Source organism: Psychrobacter immobilis, assembly GCF_904846185.1.
In the GTDB taxonomy this organism is placed as follows: Bacteria; Pseudomonadota; Gammaproteobacteria; order Pseudomonadales; family Moraxellaceae; genus Psychrobacter; species Psychrobacter immobilis_B.
The window spans coordinates 98,337-113,199 of sequence record NZ_CAJGZQ010000010.1; the positions used below are offsets into that span (position 1 = coordinate 98,337).

Below are 14,863 nucleotides of genomic sequence, written 5' to 3' on the forward strand. Positions count from 1 at the left end.
ATTGAGCGGTAGTAGTAGTTATTTCATTAATGGGATAATGATTATTTTATTAAGTAACGCTGAGAGCTTGGCTCAAAGAACGCATCGAAGCTGACCAGCTCTTGTGCTGGATAAACCTTTAATAATGCTTCAATAGAAAAACACAGTTGATTGACATCAACAGCGCCAATATCTAGCGATACGCGAACGTTTTTTAGCCGGGTATCTTGTTGCTCGACTGTTTGGGCTATTTGGCGACAGATATAATCACAGTCAGTAGGATTGGCACTGCTGAGTCCCACAAAATCTAATATGCCAAAATTCAATATCGATGAGCGCACGTGTTGATAGGCCTGAAGCTTACTTGACACCACACAACGCGTATTTAATAAAGCTTCAAGGTCTCGTGCGACCGAAGACTTTAGCTCATCGATATTAAGACGACGAACCACGAGCTCATGCGACAAATGACGGGGCTGATCATCAAATAACTGCTCGAACAAATTTGGACGAAAGCCAATTTCTTTGTTAGAGGCGTTAGTGGCGTAATTCATTGATATAATCATTCCTATTTAACAAACAAAAAAGAAAGGCCTAGATATAAACCTTTCTTTTTCGGTACGACACAATAGATGACACCTGATACAACCTAAATTAGGCGGTATAAGTAGCAGTGTTGTTGGCTAGTGACCATTTTTTAGTCACAGCGCCTTTAGCAGTACCATCGATATCTTGCTGGGTGTAAGTCCACTCAACAGCAGCATATTTGATACCGACTTTTTCGATTGGTACGCCTTCAGAACGTACCGTTGGCTCGACACTTGCGATCAGCGCATGCTTAAGTTTTACTTCAAGATATTTAACGCGTTTGTCACCGTTGGCACGATAAAAATCAATTTGGATCTCATCAAAAGTATAACCAGCAGAACACGCTTCCCATAGTTTAGGGCTGGTTGAGTCCAAATCTTTCATAAACGTCATGTCAGCATGCTCACAACGCTCAGAAGTATGACCACCAACGCTACTTGCTGTCGCTGATTTTGGCTGACGGATCAAGTGATCCCAAGTATTTACTTCAAGCCAACCTTTATGCTCGCTATCACGAGACTCGCCATCAATTTTATATTTACCGCGGAACTGAATATAAATATCTTTCATATCACATACCTTTTTTTAAAATTTAAATTTCACGTTAGTTTTTAATAAACGATCAGCTGTTGCTAGATTGCGGCAGTTGAGTGACCAGACGCAAAGAAACAGACAATTCGTCAAGTTGAAAGTGTGGTCTCAAAAAGACCACGGACTTGTAGACACCAGGCTTACCCGGCACTTCTACAACTTGTACAGAAGCTTCGCGCAGTGGGTACTGGGCTTTTGCTTCTTGTGAGGCGCCGTCATCTAGCAAGACATAACGAGAAATCCAGTCATTTAAAAACGACTCAACATTACCAGGCGCTAAGAAGCTACCTACCTTATCGCGCATCATTGCTTTTAGGTAATGGGCAATACGTGACACCGCCATAATGTATTGGATCTGCGTCGATAGCGCAGCATTGGCATTGGCATCATCGTTTTGATAAGTTTTGGCTTTTTGTACTGACTGCGCCCCAAAAAAAGCAGCGTAATTGGTATTTTTGCAATGGACTAACGGGATAAACCCTAAGTCGCTCAACTCTTTTTCTCGGCGATCGGTGATAGAGATTTCCGTTGGACACTTAAGTGCCAAATCCCCTTCGTCAGTCTTAAAAGTATGAACAGGTAACCCTTCAACCAAGCCACCACCCTCAACGCCGCGAATAGCAGCACACCAACGATAGTCAGAAAAAGCCGCCGTCAAGCGTGAAGCGAACGCATAAGCTGCGTTCACCCATAGATAATCGTCATGATTATTACCAGAAACTTCTTCCGTAAAATTAAATCCTTCAACCACCGTGCCATCTTTAGGATCGTAAGGCAGACGACCTAAAAAGCTAGGCACGGTTAACGCAACATATCGCGCATCTTCTGACTGTCTGAACGCGCGCCAGCGTATATATTCAGCGGTTTCAAATATCTTTGACAAATCTCGCGGGCGACCAATGTCGGTAAAGGAGTCAAGACCAAACATTTCAGCGGAAGCCGCCGACACAAAAGGTGCATGAGAAGCGGCCGCAACATGAGACAATTGCTCGAGCAGATACATGTCTGAGTTTTGGCGAGTAAATTCAAAGTCACCAACGATAGCGGCATAAGGTTCACCACCGAAGCTACCGAACTCTTCTTCGTATATTTTCTTAAACAGCGTGCTTTGATCAAAATCAATTGACGATTGAAAATCTTTAGTCAGTTCGCGCTTCGTAGTATTCATCATACGAATCTTTAGCATGGATTCCGACGGAGTCTGGCTACATAAATAATGCAAGCCACGCCAGCTGGACTCTAGCTTTTGAAACTCGGGCGCGTGCATGACGGTGGTCAGCTGCTTGGAGATCAACGCGTCAATTTGGGCAATACGCGCGTCAATCGATGCGGCCAAATTATCTGACAACGTTACGGTGCCTTGCATGACTTCATTGGCAAGCTCTGCAATTTGCGACTTGGCACGATTTTTTTCGTCATCAGACTTGGCAACGTTACTTTTATTGACGATTTCTTCGAGTAAGTCGTAACTGTCATTATTTAACGCATCAGGTGCTAGATTTTGCTGGGCTTGGGCACTCATCGTTTAATCCTCACCATCGGTTTGATTTTGTTCCGCCATTTTTTTGACTTGCTCAGTGTTCTTAAGCACGTCATCTAATAGGTCTTCAAGTTTTTCGTTGGCTGATATTTTGTTGCGTAAATCTGCTAAGCGATCTCGTGCTTGTACCAATTGCTTTAGTGGCTCAATTTGATCAGCAACCGCTTCAGGACGAAAATCGTTGATACTATTGAATGCCAAATCAACCGCGAATTCGCCGCCTTTATCACTCAAGTCATTGCTTACTCGAAAGGTCGCACGCGGTGCTAGACCTGACATCACCTCATCGAAGGTATCTAAATCTACTTCGACAAATTTTTTGTCCTTAAAGCGCGGTTGTTCAAGGGTGGAATCTCCTGAAAACTCTCCCAAAACGCCAACGACAAAAGGAATTTCCTTGGTTTCGATCGCATCGCCTACTTCAACGTCATAAGTCAGATGCACCCGAGGCGCACGTACTTTTGCGAGTTTCTTTTGTACACTGTCTTGCTTTGCCATAATAAGTTACCTCAGCAATGTCTAGTTTGAACGCAATATACTGAATGGATCAGTCGATTTGGCGTTACTTTTTTTGGTAGGTGAAGGTTTAGTAACAGGCTTAACTTTTGGTGGTCGTGGCGGTTTTTTTACGGCTGGTTTTTTCTTAATAGGCTTCGATGCTTTTTTTACAGACACCTGGGGCTGAGGTTTTGATTTAGTGCCTGATCTACCGCTTCTAGGCTTGACGACTGGCGCTGGTGGTTTCGGCAAAGACTCATCGTAATTGAAACCATAGATATCACCATATATTTTACTTAAAGCGTACTGATACTCCTTCAAAAACGCTGCGTCCACTTCATCAGTGAGATAATCTGACTGCAGTTGGCTTTGGGAGACGATAGCGCTGCTATTGAGTAGTATCTTTTTTAGCTTAGCAGTGCTTTGACCCAGATCAATGGCTTCATTAGCTGCGTAAACAGCATAAGCATGATAGCCATTGTTAGAATAAATCTGCGCCAAAATCTCCCATGCTAGCGAGTCATTAGGATTACGAGATACTCTTTGATTCAAATCCGTGACCAGTTGATGCAGTTGCGGTGATTTTGCATCAGCATTTTTGAGTGCCGAAAATTGATTTATGATGCTAGAACCGGGGTCTTTTTCTTGTATGACAAGCTCACTATGGGCGGTAGTCATTGCTGAACCCATAATGAATAGACCTGCCAAAAACGCTTTGGATAGCGTAAAACTGACTCTAATATTGCTTCTGATACTGGTCATTGTAAGTCGGTGCTCGCCATTATTGGTGTGAGATAAATACATGTGCCTGCTCAACATTATTTTAATTAGACGCGTTAACTAAAGTGGTGATATTGGTGAGCGTTTCATTCAGTGTCGCCTTATCACCACTATTATCGTGATAAGCATCAATATTACTTTCCATCACTTTAACTGCTGAAAGCATGGCAAGCTGACGTGCATCAAGCCTTTCATTATCAACGCTTAGAGCTTCATTAGCTGCTCTCAATGCCCGTGCATAGCGTTTTTTTTCATAGTTATTTTTGGCAATAGTCATCCACGCTTCACTGCTAAGTTGATTGCCGTTTGACAAATAGGCAAGCGAAGGCTCACTCAACTGCTTCACTATTGGTTTGCTGACCGTGGTTTGTACATTTTTCTGAGCAGTGCTGCCACAACCCGCTGTCAATAAAGAAGCGCTAAGTAAGACTGATAGCAGACCTGCGGTGGCAAGTTTAGTACGATAAATAGGATTCATAACAACAGTATCATCACTAAAAATATAAAAGGATAGATTTTTTAAAAGAAATAAATATAACTAAAGTTCATTAATCATAAAAAATCAATGAGGTTGATTATACATATACTTGACAATATTTCAATAAACTCTATACTTTTCTTAATAAATAATTTAGTAATCCACCCATTCAAGCCATTTTCTTGGTATAAAATAAGCAGTAACGGTACCCTTCTTATGCCTTCTAAGACCAATCGTCTACATAATATTACCGTTAATACTGATAATTCAACGATAAACACCTTTTACCCTGTTGCGTTTTGCGGTGCAAGCGGTATTAATCAATCTGACAATATTGACATACTAGTGTTTGGTTATAATTTTATCGAATCGAACGCTTGTTTATCATTAATCAATGCTCCGATATGCTTAACCACGTTTTCCGCTGATCGTACCGCTAGCTGTCGTACTGGGCTGATACGAAGCATCCGTTATCAGCAATCTGATGGCGCGATGCACTTTTATACTTTAGAAGTTGTTAGCCCCGATTGGCAGTTGGCACAGTCGATACATACCCGCAGTTTTATCAATCAATCGACGCTCGATATTATTACCCTCATCCTTAGTGATTACGATTTAAATTGGCAAATATCTGAGTCTCTTTTGTCATCGGATGATGAATCGTCAGCGCATTTATCGGCACCTTTATCCATGCGCACCCAGTCGGATGTCAGCGACTATGAATTCATCACTGGACTGCTCGCTGATATTGGTATATCGACTTTATGGGTGTCAGGGAATTCCGTCGATGAGCTTGGCACGTGGTGGTTGGTTGATGGTTTAGACACAGGCGAGCTCATACCGCTGACCTATAGTTATGCCCAATCATCCGTACAATCAGGTCAAGATAGTGTCCATACGCTACAAATGAGGTCGCAGCAACTTGGCAGTGATAGGGTAATAGTACGAGCAGATGGGTTAGCGGCTGATACCATTTATGAAGGTCAAGCGGTAGATGAGTCGCCGCTTGCGACAGATGACACGACGGTATTAATTGGTGCGCCGTCTCGCGTGCACAGCGATGATGCCGCCGCTCATCTTGCACAGCAATGGATATCTGCCAATCACTGTCAGCGCGAAACTTATCAAGCGACTGGAGCCATGCGTGGTCTAAGTGTCGGTAGCCCAGTGAGTATCAATAACCTACCCTCTATTGGAAGCTTATCGACGCATTGTATCGCGGTTACCTTAATCGGTATTGAGCCTGACAACGATAGCGTTTCATACCATCATCAAATATTTATCAAACAGTGGTTACAGCGCACTGCTCAGCATATGCACTGTCGTACAATGAATCACAATCACTTTTCAATACCCGATCATGGTTTTGACATCGCCCGCGATACTGGGGTTTGGGTATCAGCGACGTTACTTGACGCAGCTATTCCTTATTGCCCTTATCCCAGTTCTTTATCCTTTGCCAGTAGCACTTACACGGGTCTCACCCAAGCACGTACTGGTGACGCAAGCTTATCAGCCTCCCCCAGCTATGACTCCAGTGTCAGCACTGATAATCTACAACAAACCATCACCACGCCTGTTTGGTCAGGTATCAGTCCTCACGATGACGGCACTACCCCGCCACTGCGCTCATTGCAGCTGTCATCGGGTAGCACTCATGGTTGGCAGTTTGCGCCAAGGCTTGGGCAGTCGGTACTGCTTAACCATTGGTACGGTGATATAGACAGTCCTGTGATTAGCAGATCGCTTTATGACGGTATCGGTATGGGCGATGCCGATGACAAAGACATCACCACTCGTGACGCAGGCTTATCGAATAGACACAACTTGCAAGGAGGATCTTCTCCTCGTTGGCATGGTGGTGGTTTGGGTCATTCGCAAATTAGTGAAGATGATACTCACAGTGGTTGGATTTCTGGTATTGCTCAATATGGGCTGACGTCTGATTCTGAGGTAAGCCTAAGTTTCGATGACACGCCTAATAAAGTCGGTCTCCAGTGGACGGTGAATACGGGCAGCAAAGCCAATGCTGAGACACCAACCATCACTTCTAGCGCCACCTTTGCCTCTGATGAGCATGTGCTTGAGCTTGGAATACTGCGTCATCGCTTTAGCAATCATCAATCATCAACCAGTGGACAAGGTATTAATCTAGCAACCGACCATGGCTTGCAAATCACCGGTGATACAGGCGTACTGCTATCAACTTTTGGTGTCAGGCATAGTCAAAGTGAGCACGAGTCAGCTTGGGTCAATGATGCAGGACAACGTCAGCTTAAAATAGGTGCTGAGCTGGGTGAGACGCTAAAAGAAGCCAAACAAGCCCATCTGCAATCGACCGAGGCGCTCAGCCGTGCGGGTCAATCAATAGATGCCTTTAAAACCACGGCACAAGTGATCGATGAGACCCTCAATACGGAAGTATTGGGCGCGCCCGATGTAATGCTGGTCAGCCGTGACAGTATTCTCGCATCTGCCAACAATACCCTCTGGACAGCAGAGACGATTGCCAAACAATCAGGCAGCACGCAGTCAGAGGTGGTGGCGGGTAATTATATGCTGACGGCAAATACGATTGAGTCGCTCTCGGGCGTTGGCGGTCAAGCCAATAAGTCAGGACTACATATCAGTGCCAATAGAGAACCACTCGGTATTCAGGCACAAGGCGGTGAGCTGCAATTACATTCTCAGCAAGGGATGACGATTGGTAGTGAGTCGGGACAGATCAATGTGTCGAGTCCGAAGCGTATTAAGCTGCAAACGTCAGCGGGGGCTTCGATTACAATTGATGATAGTGGCATTAAGCTTGTGTGCCCAGGGACGATTAAGATTCAGGCGGTGAAGAAGGGTTTGGTGAGTGGGGCAAGAGCTAATTATTCATTACCGATGATGCCTGAGACTGTTCCGTTGTTTAGTAATAAGCTTGATGTTTATGATTTGTTTTATCAGCACAATTTTAAAGATATCGAGTTCCAGATGCTACGACCTGATGGGCAGCTGATAGAAGGTGTATTAGATGAGCATGGACGTACCGCACCAGTTATTAGTGATAAAGAAGAAGAGGTTGAAATACTAGTGGGCTTTAAAGATACGGATTGGAGTGTTGAGTTTGAACCTGACGAGGATGAAGAGACAGAAATGTCTGATGAATATGACAGTAATGAGTCAAACGATTCTTTAGGCCAAGACTCTTATCAGGAGAGCAACGATGAGTAAAACCAAAAGTATTGTATTTCAACTCAAATTTGTTGACCTTCTTAACAACCCTTTTCCTAATTTGTATCATGAGGTTAGAGAATCAGGAACGCCTATTAGTATCAGCAAATCTGACAGTCAAGGACTTGGAACACCAATCAGTCGACCACCTGGCACTATACTAGTGGTTCATATTCGTCATCCGTTGACGAAAGAGATGATTAAGGTTAAGAGTTATATTAGTGTTCCTGCCAAAGAAGGTAAATACACTCTAAAAGCACCTTTTTATATTCAATTAGCCAAGCTCAAAGCACTTAGTGAAATTAGCGGCTCATACAAAAGAAGTACCCATAAAGTTGCGGCAGGTAAAGATGAGTACGAAGTTAAGAAAGGTCAAGATCTATACACCATTGCTAAAATGCATGACACCACTTGGCAGATACTAGCGCAGCTCAACAAGTCGACTATTAAAGACCCTGATAAAATAGTTACAGGTCAATTTATTAAAGTGCCACCAAAAGGTAGTAGCTTAACGGGTATAACTAATGAGAGACCTGACTCACTAACCTCACAGACTCAGTATAAAGTGAAAAAAGGAGAGACATTATCTGGTATTTCACAAAGAAGCGGCGTGTCAGTAGGAGAGCTTCAACGTATGAATGGGATAACGAACCCAACAACGTTGCAAGAGGGTCAGACAATTAAACTTCGTGGAAATGGTTCAGCACAATCTCATGCAAGTCCTAAATCCTCCCCCACATCAACGGCTAAACCTAGACCAACTACGGCCCCAAGCTCTTCTGATGAAGAAGATGGGCTTTTCGATGGTGTACTAGATACTGTGACTGATATAGCAAAAGGAACGGTTGGAGCTATTGGCGGTGCTACTAAATGGATAGGTGATAAGGCAAAGGAGGGGGTTGAAGGTGTCACTGATGCTATGAGTGGTGGCAAGAAGGATGAGCCAGCTGGAGGAGCGCCTGCGGCCGGTACTAATGCGAAAATTAAAACAGATACTCCTATAAAAATTCCTGTTGAACAAGAGTACAGCTCAAAAGATGGTACACCAAAGGTCGTAAGTGGCACTGTTTGCAAAGATGATCCTGCCTGTATATTTAAAGGCAGAACCACCGATAAAGCAGAGAAGAAATTAGTTTTAGAAGTAAATATTAGACTTGCAGGTTTTGGCGGCGCCCTACCTAGTAGTGATTTTACACACCTTACAGAAAAGTGCATCAAACAGTTTCAGCGTGATTATATGAAAGCACCTGAAACAGGTAAAATTTGTGGCTCACTTATTAAAGCAATTGACAAATTTAATTATCAATATCCAATCGGACCTTATCACGAACAAATGAAATGTCCTTGTGGTCAATGTTCTGGTTTTGGTAACGGTAGGATGAGCGTTCCTAGCGGTAATAATATAGCCAATGAATACCCTGGTACACATAGAAGCGTTATATGGATGCTAAAAGCAATGATGTTTTATTTAGATTCTGTCTATCCCGAATTAAAATTCACGTTGGAATCAATAGATTCTGCTTATAGGTGCATTATTCGAAATGAACAGAAGGGAAGAAAAACAGTAAACCATATGGGATTGGCATTTGATATGCATTTCAACAAAAATGGAGTTAGAACCAAATCTATTTCTGACATGGAAAAAATTCGTAAGGTAGTTTTTATTCAACAGATGAATGCTAGTTTAAAGCGAGAAACGAATATAATTTGGCTTGAGCCATCCAAGTGGAATGACGGTAGTAATGCAGCTACTAGTTGGGTACATTATGATGTAAGTAGATATGAAGAAAAGTATCTAAAAGTTTCATTTTTTTCTAAAACTGTTGTAGGTATGATCGGTGATGATTTAAGTACTCATGCTAATAATAAAATGCTTGCCTGCGGTGGCAGTTTTATTCCCAAAATACACTCTGCTGAGCTAAAACTACATTTAAGCACACAAGATGTCGACGATATAGTAAAGGTCACTGCTACAGAAGTAGTATCTACTTTATCTGATAAGAATTTTAGCCTGCAAGCTGCAGGAGTTGTAGATACGGTTCTAAATAGAAGAATGACAGGACTAAAAAAATGGTCGACAATTAGAGAAGTAATAAATGAACGTTGGCAATTTTCTGACATTAATGCACCACGTCCTACAGCGTACGGTAGTGTACAAAATGTTCCAGAAAGCAGAGTTACTAAGAGACTAAGGAATACTGTTATGTCCCATCTAAGAGCAAGAGCTTCTGGTACTCCATCTAGTGTAGGAAATAACTTAAATTATGCTAACCCAAACGTTCTTAAAGAAGCTTCCGCAAGTACGAAAAAGTGGGTTAGAGATGTTGAACAGCAAGCTAAGAAATCAGGTTACATATACGGTGCAGGAAGCGCTATTCATGTTCATGGTACAACACAAGAGTTAATGAAACATAGACCGCCACCATTTTCACTAATATTAGAGTAATCCAACTATAATAATTTGAGGAATGAAAAATGAAATATCTAATTAGTTTTTTGAGCATTTTGATACTAACATCGGTATTTAGTATTTCTTTTGCTGGACCTAACAAAGCAAATTCAATAGTACAACTAAAGATAAAAAATGAAGAGATTAAAAAGAAGATAGCTCAAGTTTACTATAAAAACTATCAGCTTACGGATTATAAAAATATTTTTGAAAAATCTCAAATTAACTGGATAAGCTATCGAGATAGTTATTGCAAAGACTATATTGGATCCGAAGCATCAGCATCACAGGGAATTGGTTCCGAATTATTGCCTTTAGAGTGCTTAGTAAATCTAAACCAAGATCGATTGAATGAACTATCTAGGCTTCCCCAGTAAGTACTAGCAATAAATTTCAAACAAGTACATTTATACTTTTTATTTTGTAGCTGAAATACCCTGGATAATATTTACTATCAACTAAAAATTTATATTACTTTAAAATTAAACTATCTAGACGGTCACATTATGAATGTAAAACTTATAGCTAGCGCCTTACTGACATCAATTATAGCAATGAGTGGGTGCGATTATAATCCTGAAATTATCAATGAAACTAATGATATAACAAGAAATATCACTACAAGTACTGATAAAGATAATAGCAATAAAATAATCTTTTCTATTACTGATGGTAAAGTTACCTGTAAGTTGAAAAACTGTATTCGAAATCCTTTCAATAGTACGCTTTATAACAAAATATTTTCTAATTCTAAAAACGGACCGGCAGGAGTCATGGCTGGAACCTATTATAATATAGAAAACAGTTATGGCTTAGATATCTATGCAGCTGGATATACTGAAGAAGGAGAAGTTGACTTTTATTATATAATTGTTAGCAATGGAGATAATACAAAGTACATTGAACTACCTATGAACTCTAACTATTCTATAACTAACAATTTAGTAATTAACGGGTACAGCAGTACAGTTTCTAATTTTAGTTATAAGATTGACTTCAAAGGGAATATTACCAATCTAACCTCCTAGAGCAGAATGTTTTTCATCCCTAAAATGTAATCCAAATTGAGGCAAGGACACGATACCACTTGGCAGATATTATTTCAGCTCAATAAAGATAAAATTAAAGAAGAGGATGAAATATATTCTGGTCAGTGGCTCAAAATACTACCATCGAACAGTAGCTTAACAGGCATTACCAATAACAGACCTGATTCTCTAAAAACTCAAACTCACTATAAGGTAAAAAAGGGAGACACATTATCTGGTATTTCGCAAAGAAGTGGGGTGTCAGTAGAAGAGCTTAAGCGTATCAATGGTATTACAGATCCAACAACGCTGCAAGTGAAACAAACGATTAAGCTACGTGGTAACGGCTCAGCTAAAACCCAAACAGCGACTAAACCTTCGCCCACCCCCACTGCTAGACCTACTCCAGAGCAATCATCAAAACCTTCTGCTTCTGATAAAGAGGAGGGCTTCTTTGATGGTGCAATGGATACTGTAACTGATATAGCAAAAGGAACGGTTGGTGCTATCGGTGGAGCCATTGGTAGTATTGGTGACGGTCTAGGGGCTTTAGGCGACAAGGCAAAAGAAGGTTTAGAGGGTATTAATGACGCTATGAGCGGTGGCAAGAATGACAGACCTACTGGTCAAGAGCCTTCTACTGGTTCAAGTAGTTCCTCTCCTACTTCGACATCACCAAACGCTTCATCAGCTTTAGGTACTTATACTGTAAAGAGTGGTGATACGCTAAGCGCTATCGCTCAAAAGCATGGTGTTAATACTAATGACTTAGCCCGTGCTAATGGTCTAAGTTTAGAGGATACTATTCATCCAGGTGATAAGCTAAAGATTCCTAAAGGTGGGTCTAACACGTCGTCTACAGGCGGTGGTTCATCGTCGCAGTCAAACACAACAAATAATCCTATAAATGTTACGACAAATAACTCGAACAGTTCAGATGGTTCACCAAAGGATGTAGCCACTACTAATGGTTCGTGTGTTTGTAAAGCGCATGATTTGATTTGGGGTAAAAAGTTTGATTGCGATGAACGATTGAAAATTATTGAGATATGCCAAAATCTATGGCCAAATAATTACTTGAAAACAGCAAATAATTTGATGGCTGTGTTTGCTTGGGAAAGTGGAGAGAAATTTGAAACGGTAGTTCCCAATAAAAGAAACTCTGGCGGCACAGGCCTCATTCAAATTATGCCCGATACTTATAAAGGATTAACGGGTAAACAACCAATTTTTGAAAACGTTCATAATTATTGGGATGATGGTAAAACCCTAAGAAGAATTAAACAACTTGCTGATATGACTGTATTAGAGTATTTAGATATTGTTGAAAAACACTTTAAATCTATCAAAAATAAAGATCTTGAATTTATAGATTTTTACCTTCAGGTTCTATTTCCTGCTTCTAGTAGATTACCTGAACACGTTGTATTTGCAAAAATTTCTGCCGACTTAGACTTACCTAATGAAACTAAAACTAGAAAAGAAGAGAGAGTAGCAAAATTTTCAAGAAATAATATGGATAAAAATGGTGACGATATAGTCATGAAGTCTGAAATTGCACAGTCGATCAAGCATTTTTTGACAGATGGTGAAGATTATAAGTCATTTGGGAATTGTGAGAAGTTTAGCCTTGTTGAAAAGCCAGTATCCTCTACCCTTTGTGTTAATAATATTAAGAACTGTATGTGTCAAAATTTCCAAATTGATAGTAAAGGATTATCAACTAATCCAAAAATACAAATGGAACTGATAAAAAAAATGAACCATCCAAATACTATGAATTGCAAAGCAATTGTTTTACATCGCACAGTTGGAGCATCAGCAATGAGTAGTATTACAGCAGGACGAAATACAACAACTGGTGCGCATTTTTATGTAGACAATAGTAAAGGTAAAGATGGACAGATTTATCAAGCTGTTAGTGTCACATCTAAATCTAATCATATGGGCAGAGCACCTTTTCCAAAAACCATAAAAGCTGGGATAGGTAATTCAACTGCTATAGGCATTGAAGTATCTGGATTATATTATGAGAATAAAGAGAAATGGGAGGAGCTAACTGAAAGGCAGGCTAAGTCAGTCGCCTGTTTGCTAATTGGACTAATGAAGCATTTCAACTTGACTTATGATTAAGTCCATTTTCATGAAGACTTGTGTAGTAAGACAGATTACGAAGGTAGATTTGTTTGGATCTCAATGAAAAAATAATAGACCTCTTGCAAAAGTCATAGACCAAGCTCGAAATTAACAACACTGGCGAATAGCTTCATTCTAAGATCATAGCGCTGACGACGGTTGCGATATTTATGAGCCACGATTTTGAATAATTTAATTAAGTCTATTTTGTGTTCAACCATAATGCGAAACTTAGACAGATAGTGATTGGCTTGTTTGCAAAGGTCTAACAGATGACCCCCACGTGGCTTTTTAAAGGGGGTGAAGGTTTGTTTATGTAGCTTTGCAATACCCTGATAGCCACTATCTGCTAGTAATTTAGCATTGTCAGGTAGCCAATCAGGACAAGTATCTTTATACAGCTTAAAATCGTGAACTGAACCTTTAGACGTTTGAATATCTAATATTAAACTGGTTTGCCAATGAACGATAACCTAAGTTTTTAAGGTGTGTTGTTTTTTCTTACCGCTGTAGTAGTCTCTTTGGTTTTTTTTGGACGCTCAATTGGGGTTTCGGTGGCATCGACGATGACGACTGAGCAATTAATATCGTCATCAACTCTACTAGGAAGCTTTTTAGGCAACTCAAACCTACCTGAATCAATCAATATGTCTTCAACTTTACGAATGATGCGGCTGGCAGAAGACTCATGAATTCCGAAGTCCATACTGATGTGGTACAGCGTCCGGTATTCACGCCAATAAGTGAGGGCCAGTAATATCTGTTCCTCAAGACTAAGCTCACTTGGTCTACCTGATTTAGTCTTTTGTGCTTCATGCTGTTGCATAGCATTTAGCATTTCATGAAAGGTCGCTTTATGAATACCTGTGTAGCGTTTAAAGCCTGCATCATTTTGTTTGAGTAGCTTATCTATATTTGGCATGGTTCCTAGCCAGTTATGGATGTGTTTCTTATTTTAAATCCCTCTGCTACTTTTGCAAGAGGTCTATTTACCTAACCCTCCGACACCACCTAAACCAGCGCCTTACCGTAAACCAAAGCTTGTATTTCATTCAAGATTTCCTAAGGAACAATGATGTTTCTCTATATAAAAAAACATTTATCACAACAGTTATATTATTAATAACTGGCTGCAGCAATCCAGCAAATTCAGAAGCATCTATCAATCGAGAATCCAATAGTGTTCAATATAATATTACCTTAAACTGTGATGATTTCGAACTTAATAATGATCAACTCTTATTATGTGACTACTGGAAGAATTTTAATGAGTTTGACAGTATCGTAAACTTAAAAAACTTTAAAGAATATAACGGTACTATTAATAATATTCGTGATTTGTCTCCTATTGATTTTGCATTTACAGCTTCCACTAAAATTACATACAAAGATAAGGTATATGAAGCGAATATCTATCCTAATTCTAGAATTGGATTAATTGATAAAAATCATAATATAGTCAGTCTATAATAAAAGAGATACAGCCCATATCCTGAAACAGTTTTGGTAAATTATTCTCCATCCACCCTTGGCGTAGAAACTTAGCCTGTGCCCACTTTTTCTCGATAGGGTTTAGATCA

At 40.4% G+C, this 14,863-nt stretch carries 13 protein-coding genes; 5 read left to right on the forward strand and 8 right to left on the reverse strand.

Features of this window, described 5'->3' with window-relative positions:
- Nucleotides 1-41 precede the first annotated feature (41 nt).
- The 6 genes from tssE to JMW94_RS07415 all read right to left on the reverse strand — a co-directional run bounded on the left by tssE (nucleotide 42) and on the right by JMW94_RS07415 (nucleotide 4,454).
- On the reverse strand, nucleotides 42-533 hold the full coding sequence (tssE, locus tag JMW94_RS07390) for a type VI secretion system baseplate subunit TssE (protein ID WP_193009440.1): 492 nt from the start codon (nucleotides 531-533) through the stop codon (nucleotides 42-44).
- A gap of 100 nt (nucleotides 534-633) precedes the next feature.
- Nucleotides 634-1,137 carry an Hcp family type VI secretion system effector gene (locus JMW94_RS07395; RefSeq protein ID WP_025651832.1) on the reverse strand — a complete coding sequence of 168 codons (504 nt, stop codon included), beginning with the start codon at nucleotides 1,135-1,137 and terminating at the stop codon, nucleotides 634-636.
- 52 nt (nucleotides 1,138-1,189) lie between these two features.
- A complete protein-coding gene (tssC, locus tag JMW94_RS07400) occupies nucleotides 1,190-2,680 on the reverse strand; it encodes a type VI secretion system contractile sheath large subunit (RefSeq protein ID WP_045451930.1) in 1,491 nt (496 codons plus the stop codon).
- Between the two features lie 3 nt (nucleotides 2,681-2,683).
- On the reverse strand, nucleotides 2,684-3,196 hold the full coding sequence (gene tssB / locus JMW94_RS07405) for a type VI secretion system contractile sheath small subunit (protein WP_045448203.1): 513 nt from the start codon (nucleotides 3,194-3,196) through the stop codon (nucleotides 2,684-2,686).
- Between the two features lie 21 nt (nucleotides 3,197-3,217).
- Nucleotides 3,218-4,000, reverse strand: coding sequence for a hypothetical protein (locus JMW94_RS07410; RefSeq protein ID WP_201603693.1), 783 nt, complete (start codon nucleotides 3,998-4,000; stop codon nucleotides 3,218-3,220).
- A 19-nt stretch (nucleotides 4,001-4,019) separates the two neighbouring features.
- Nucleotides 4,020-4,454 (reverse strand): hypothetical protein, encoded by a 435-nt coding sequence (locus tag JMW94_RS07415; protein ID WP_201603695.1) that lies wholly within the window; start codon nucleotides 4,452-4,454, stop codon nucleotides 4,020-4,022.
- 216 nt (nucleotides 4,455-4,670) lie between these two features.
- On the opposite strand from JMW94_RS07415, the gene JMW94_RS07420 reads away from it, so the two are divergent.
- From JMW94_RS07420 to JMW94_RS07440, 5 genes are all read left to right on the forward strand, one after another.
- Nucleotides 4,671-7,670, forward strand: coding sequence for a contractile injection system protein, VgrG/Pvc8 family (locus JMW94_RS07420; RefSeq protein WP_201603697.1), 3,000 nt, complete (start codon nucleotides 4,671-4,673; stop codon nucleotides 7,668-7,670).
- Nucleotides 7,663-10,116 (forward strand): LysM peptidoglycan-binding domain-containing protein, encoded by a 2,454-nt coding sequence (locus JMW94_RS07425; RefSeq protein WP_201603699.1) that lies wholly within the window; start codon nucleotides 7,663-7,665, stop codon nucleotides 10,114-10,116. The genes JMW94_RS07420 and JMW94_RS07425 overlap by 8 nt, the downstream gene beginning before the upstream one ends.
- Before the next feature lie 29 nt (nucleotides 10,117-10,145).
- Nucleotides 10,146-10,496: a lysozyme inhibitor LprI family protein gene (locus JMW94_RS07430; RefSeq protein WP_201603701.1), complete on the forward strand. Its 351-nt coding sequence runs from the start codon at nucleotides 10,146-10,148 to the stop codon at nucleotides 10,494-10,496.
- A 129-nt stretch (nucleotides 10,497-10,625) separates the two neighbouring features.
- Nucleotides 10,626-11,147: a hypothetical protein gene (locus JMW94_RS07435; protein WP_201603703.1), complete on the forward strand. Its 522-nt coding sequence runs from the start codon at nucleotides 10,626-10,628 to the stop codon at nucleotides 11,145-11,147.
- Between the two features lie 36 nt (nucleotides 11,148-11,183).
- Nucleotides 11,184-13,280: a LysM peptidoglycan-binding domain-containing protein gene (locus JMW94_RS07440; protein WP_201603705.1), complete on the forward strand. Its 2,097-nt coding sequence runs from the start codon at nucleotides 11,184-11,186 to the stop codon at nucleotides 13,278-13,280.
- Nucleotides 13,281-13,372: 92 nt separating this feature from the next.
- Here JMW94_RS07440 and JMW94_RS15115 read toward each other — a convergent pair whose 3' ends face one another.
- Both JMW94_RS15115 and JMW94_RS07450 read right to left on the reverse strand, forming a co-directional pair.
- Nucleotides 13,373-13,753, reverse strand: coding sequence for a transposase family protein (locus JMW94_RS15115; RefSeq protein WP_201603720.1), 381 nt, complete (start codon nucleotides 13,751-13,753; stop codon nucleotides 13,373-13,375).
- Nucleotides 13,754-13,764: 11 nt separating this feature from the next.
- On the reverse strand, nucleotides 13,765-14,205 hold the full coding sequence (locus JMW94_RS07450; protein ID WP_201603707.1) for a transposase family protein: 441 nt from the start codon (nucleotides 14,203-14,205) through the stop codon (nucleotides 13,765-13,767).
- Nucleotides 14,206-14,863: the final 658 nt, after the last annotated feature.

Bases quoted from the DNA above. Each gene is read 5' to 3' on its own strand.
- tssB (WP_045448203.1), bottom strand. From the start codon at position 3,196: ATGGCAAAGCAAGACAGTGTACAAAAGAAACTCGCAAAAGTACGTGCG.
- JMW94_RS07435 (WP_201603703.1), top strand. From the start codon at position 10,626: ATGAATGTAAAACTTATAGCTAGCGCCTTACTGACATCAATTATAGCA.
- JMW94_RS07415 (WP_201603695.1), bottom strand. From the start codon at position 4,454: ATGAATCCTATTTATCGTACTAAACTTGCCACCGCAGGTCTGCTATCA.
- JMW94_RS07395 (WP_025651832.1), bottom strand. From the start codon at position 1,137: ATGAAAGATATTTATATTCAGTTCCGCGGTAAATATAAAATTGATGGC.
- tssE (WP_193009440.1), bottom strand. From the start codon at position 533: ATGAATTACGCCACTAACGCCTCTAACAAAGAAATTGGCTTTCGTCCA.
- JMW94_RS07450 (WP_201603707.1), bottom strand. From the start codon at position 14,205: ATGCCAAATATAGATAAGCTACTCAAACAAAATGATGCAGGCTTTAAA.
- JMW94_RS07425 (WP_201603699.1), top strand. From the start codon at position 7,663: ATGAGTAAAACCAAAAGTATTGTATTTCAACTCAAATTTGTTGACCTT.
- JMW94_RS07410 (WP_201603693.1), bottom strand. From the start codon at position 4,000: ATGTATTTATCTCACACCAATAATGGCGAGCACCGACTTACAATGACC.
- tssC (WP_045451930.1), bottom strand. From the start codon at position 2,680: ATGAGTGCCCAAGCCCAGCAAAATCTAGCACCTGATGCGTTAAATAAT.
- JMW94_RS07430 (WP_201603701.1), top strand. From the start codon at position 10,146: ATGAAATATCTAATTAGTTTTTTGAGCATTTTGATACTAACATCGGTA.
- JMW94_RS07420 (WP_201603697.1), top strand. From the start codon at position 4,671: ATGCCTTCTAAGACCAATCGTCTACATAATATTACCGTTAATACTGAT.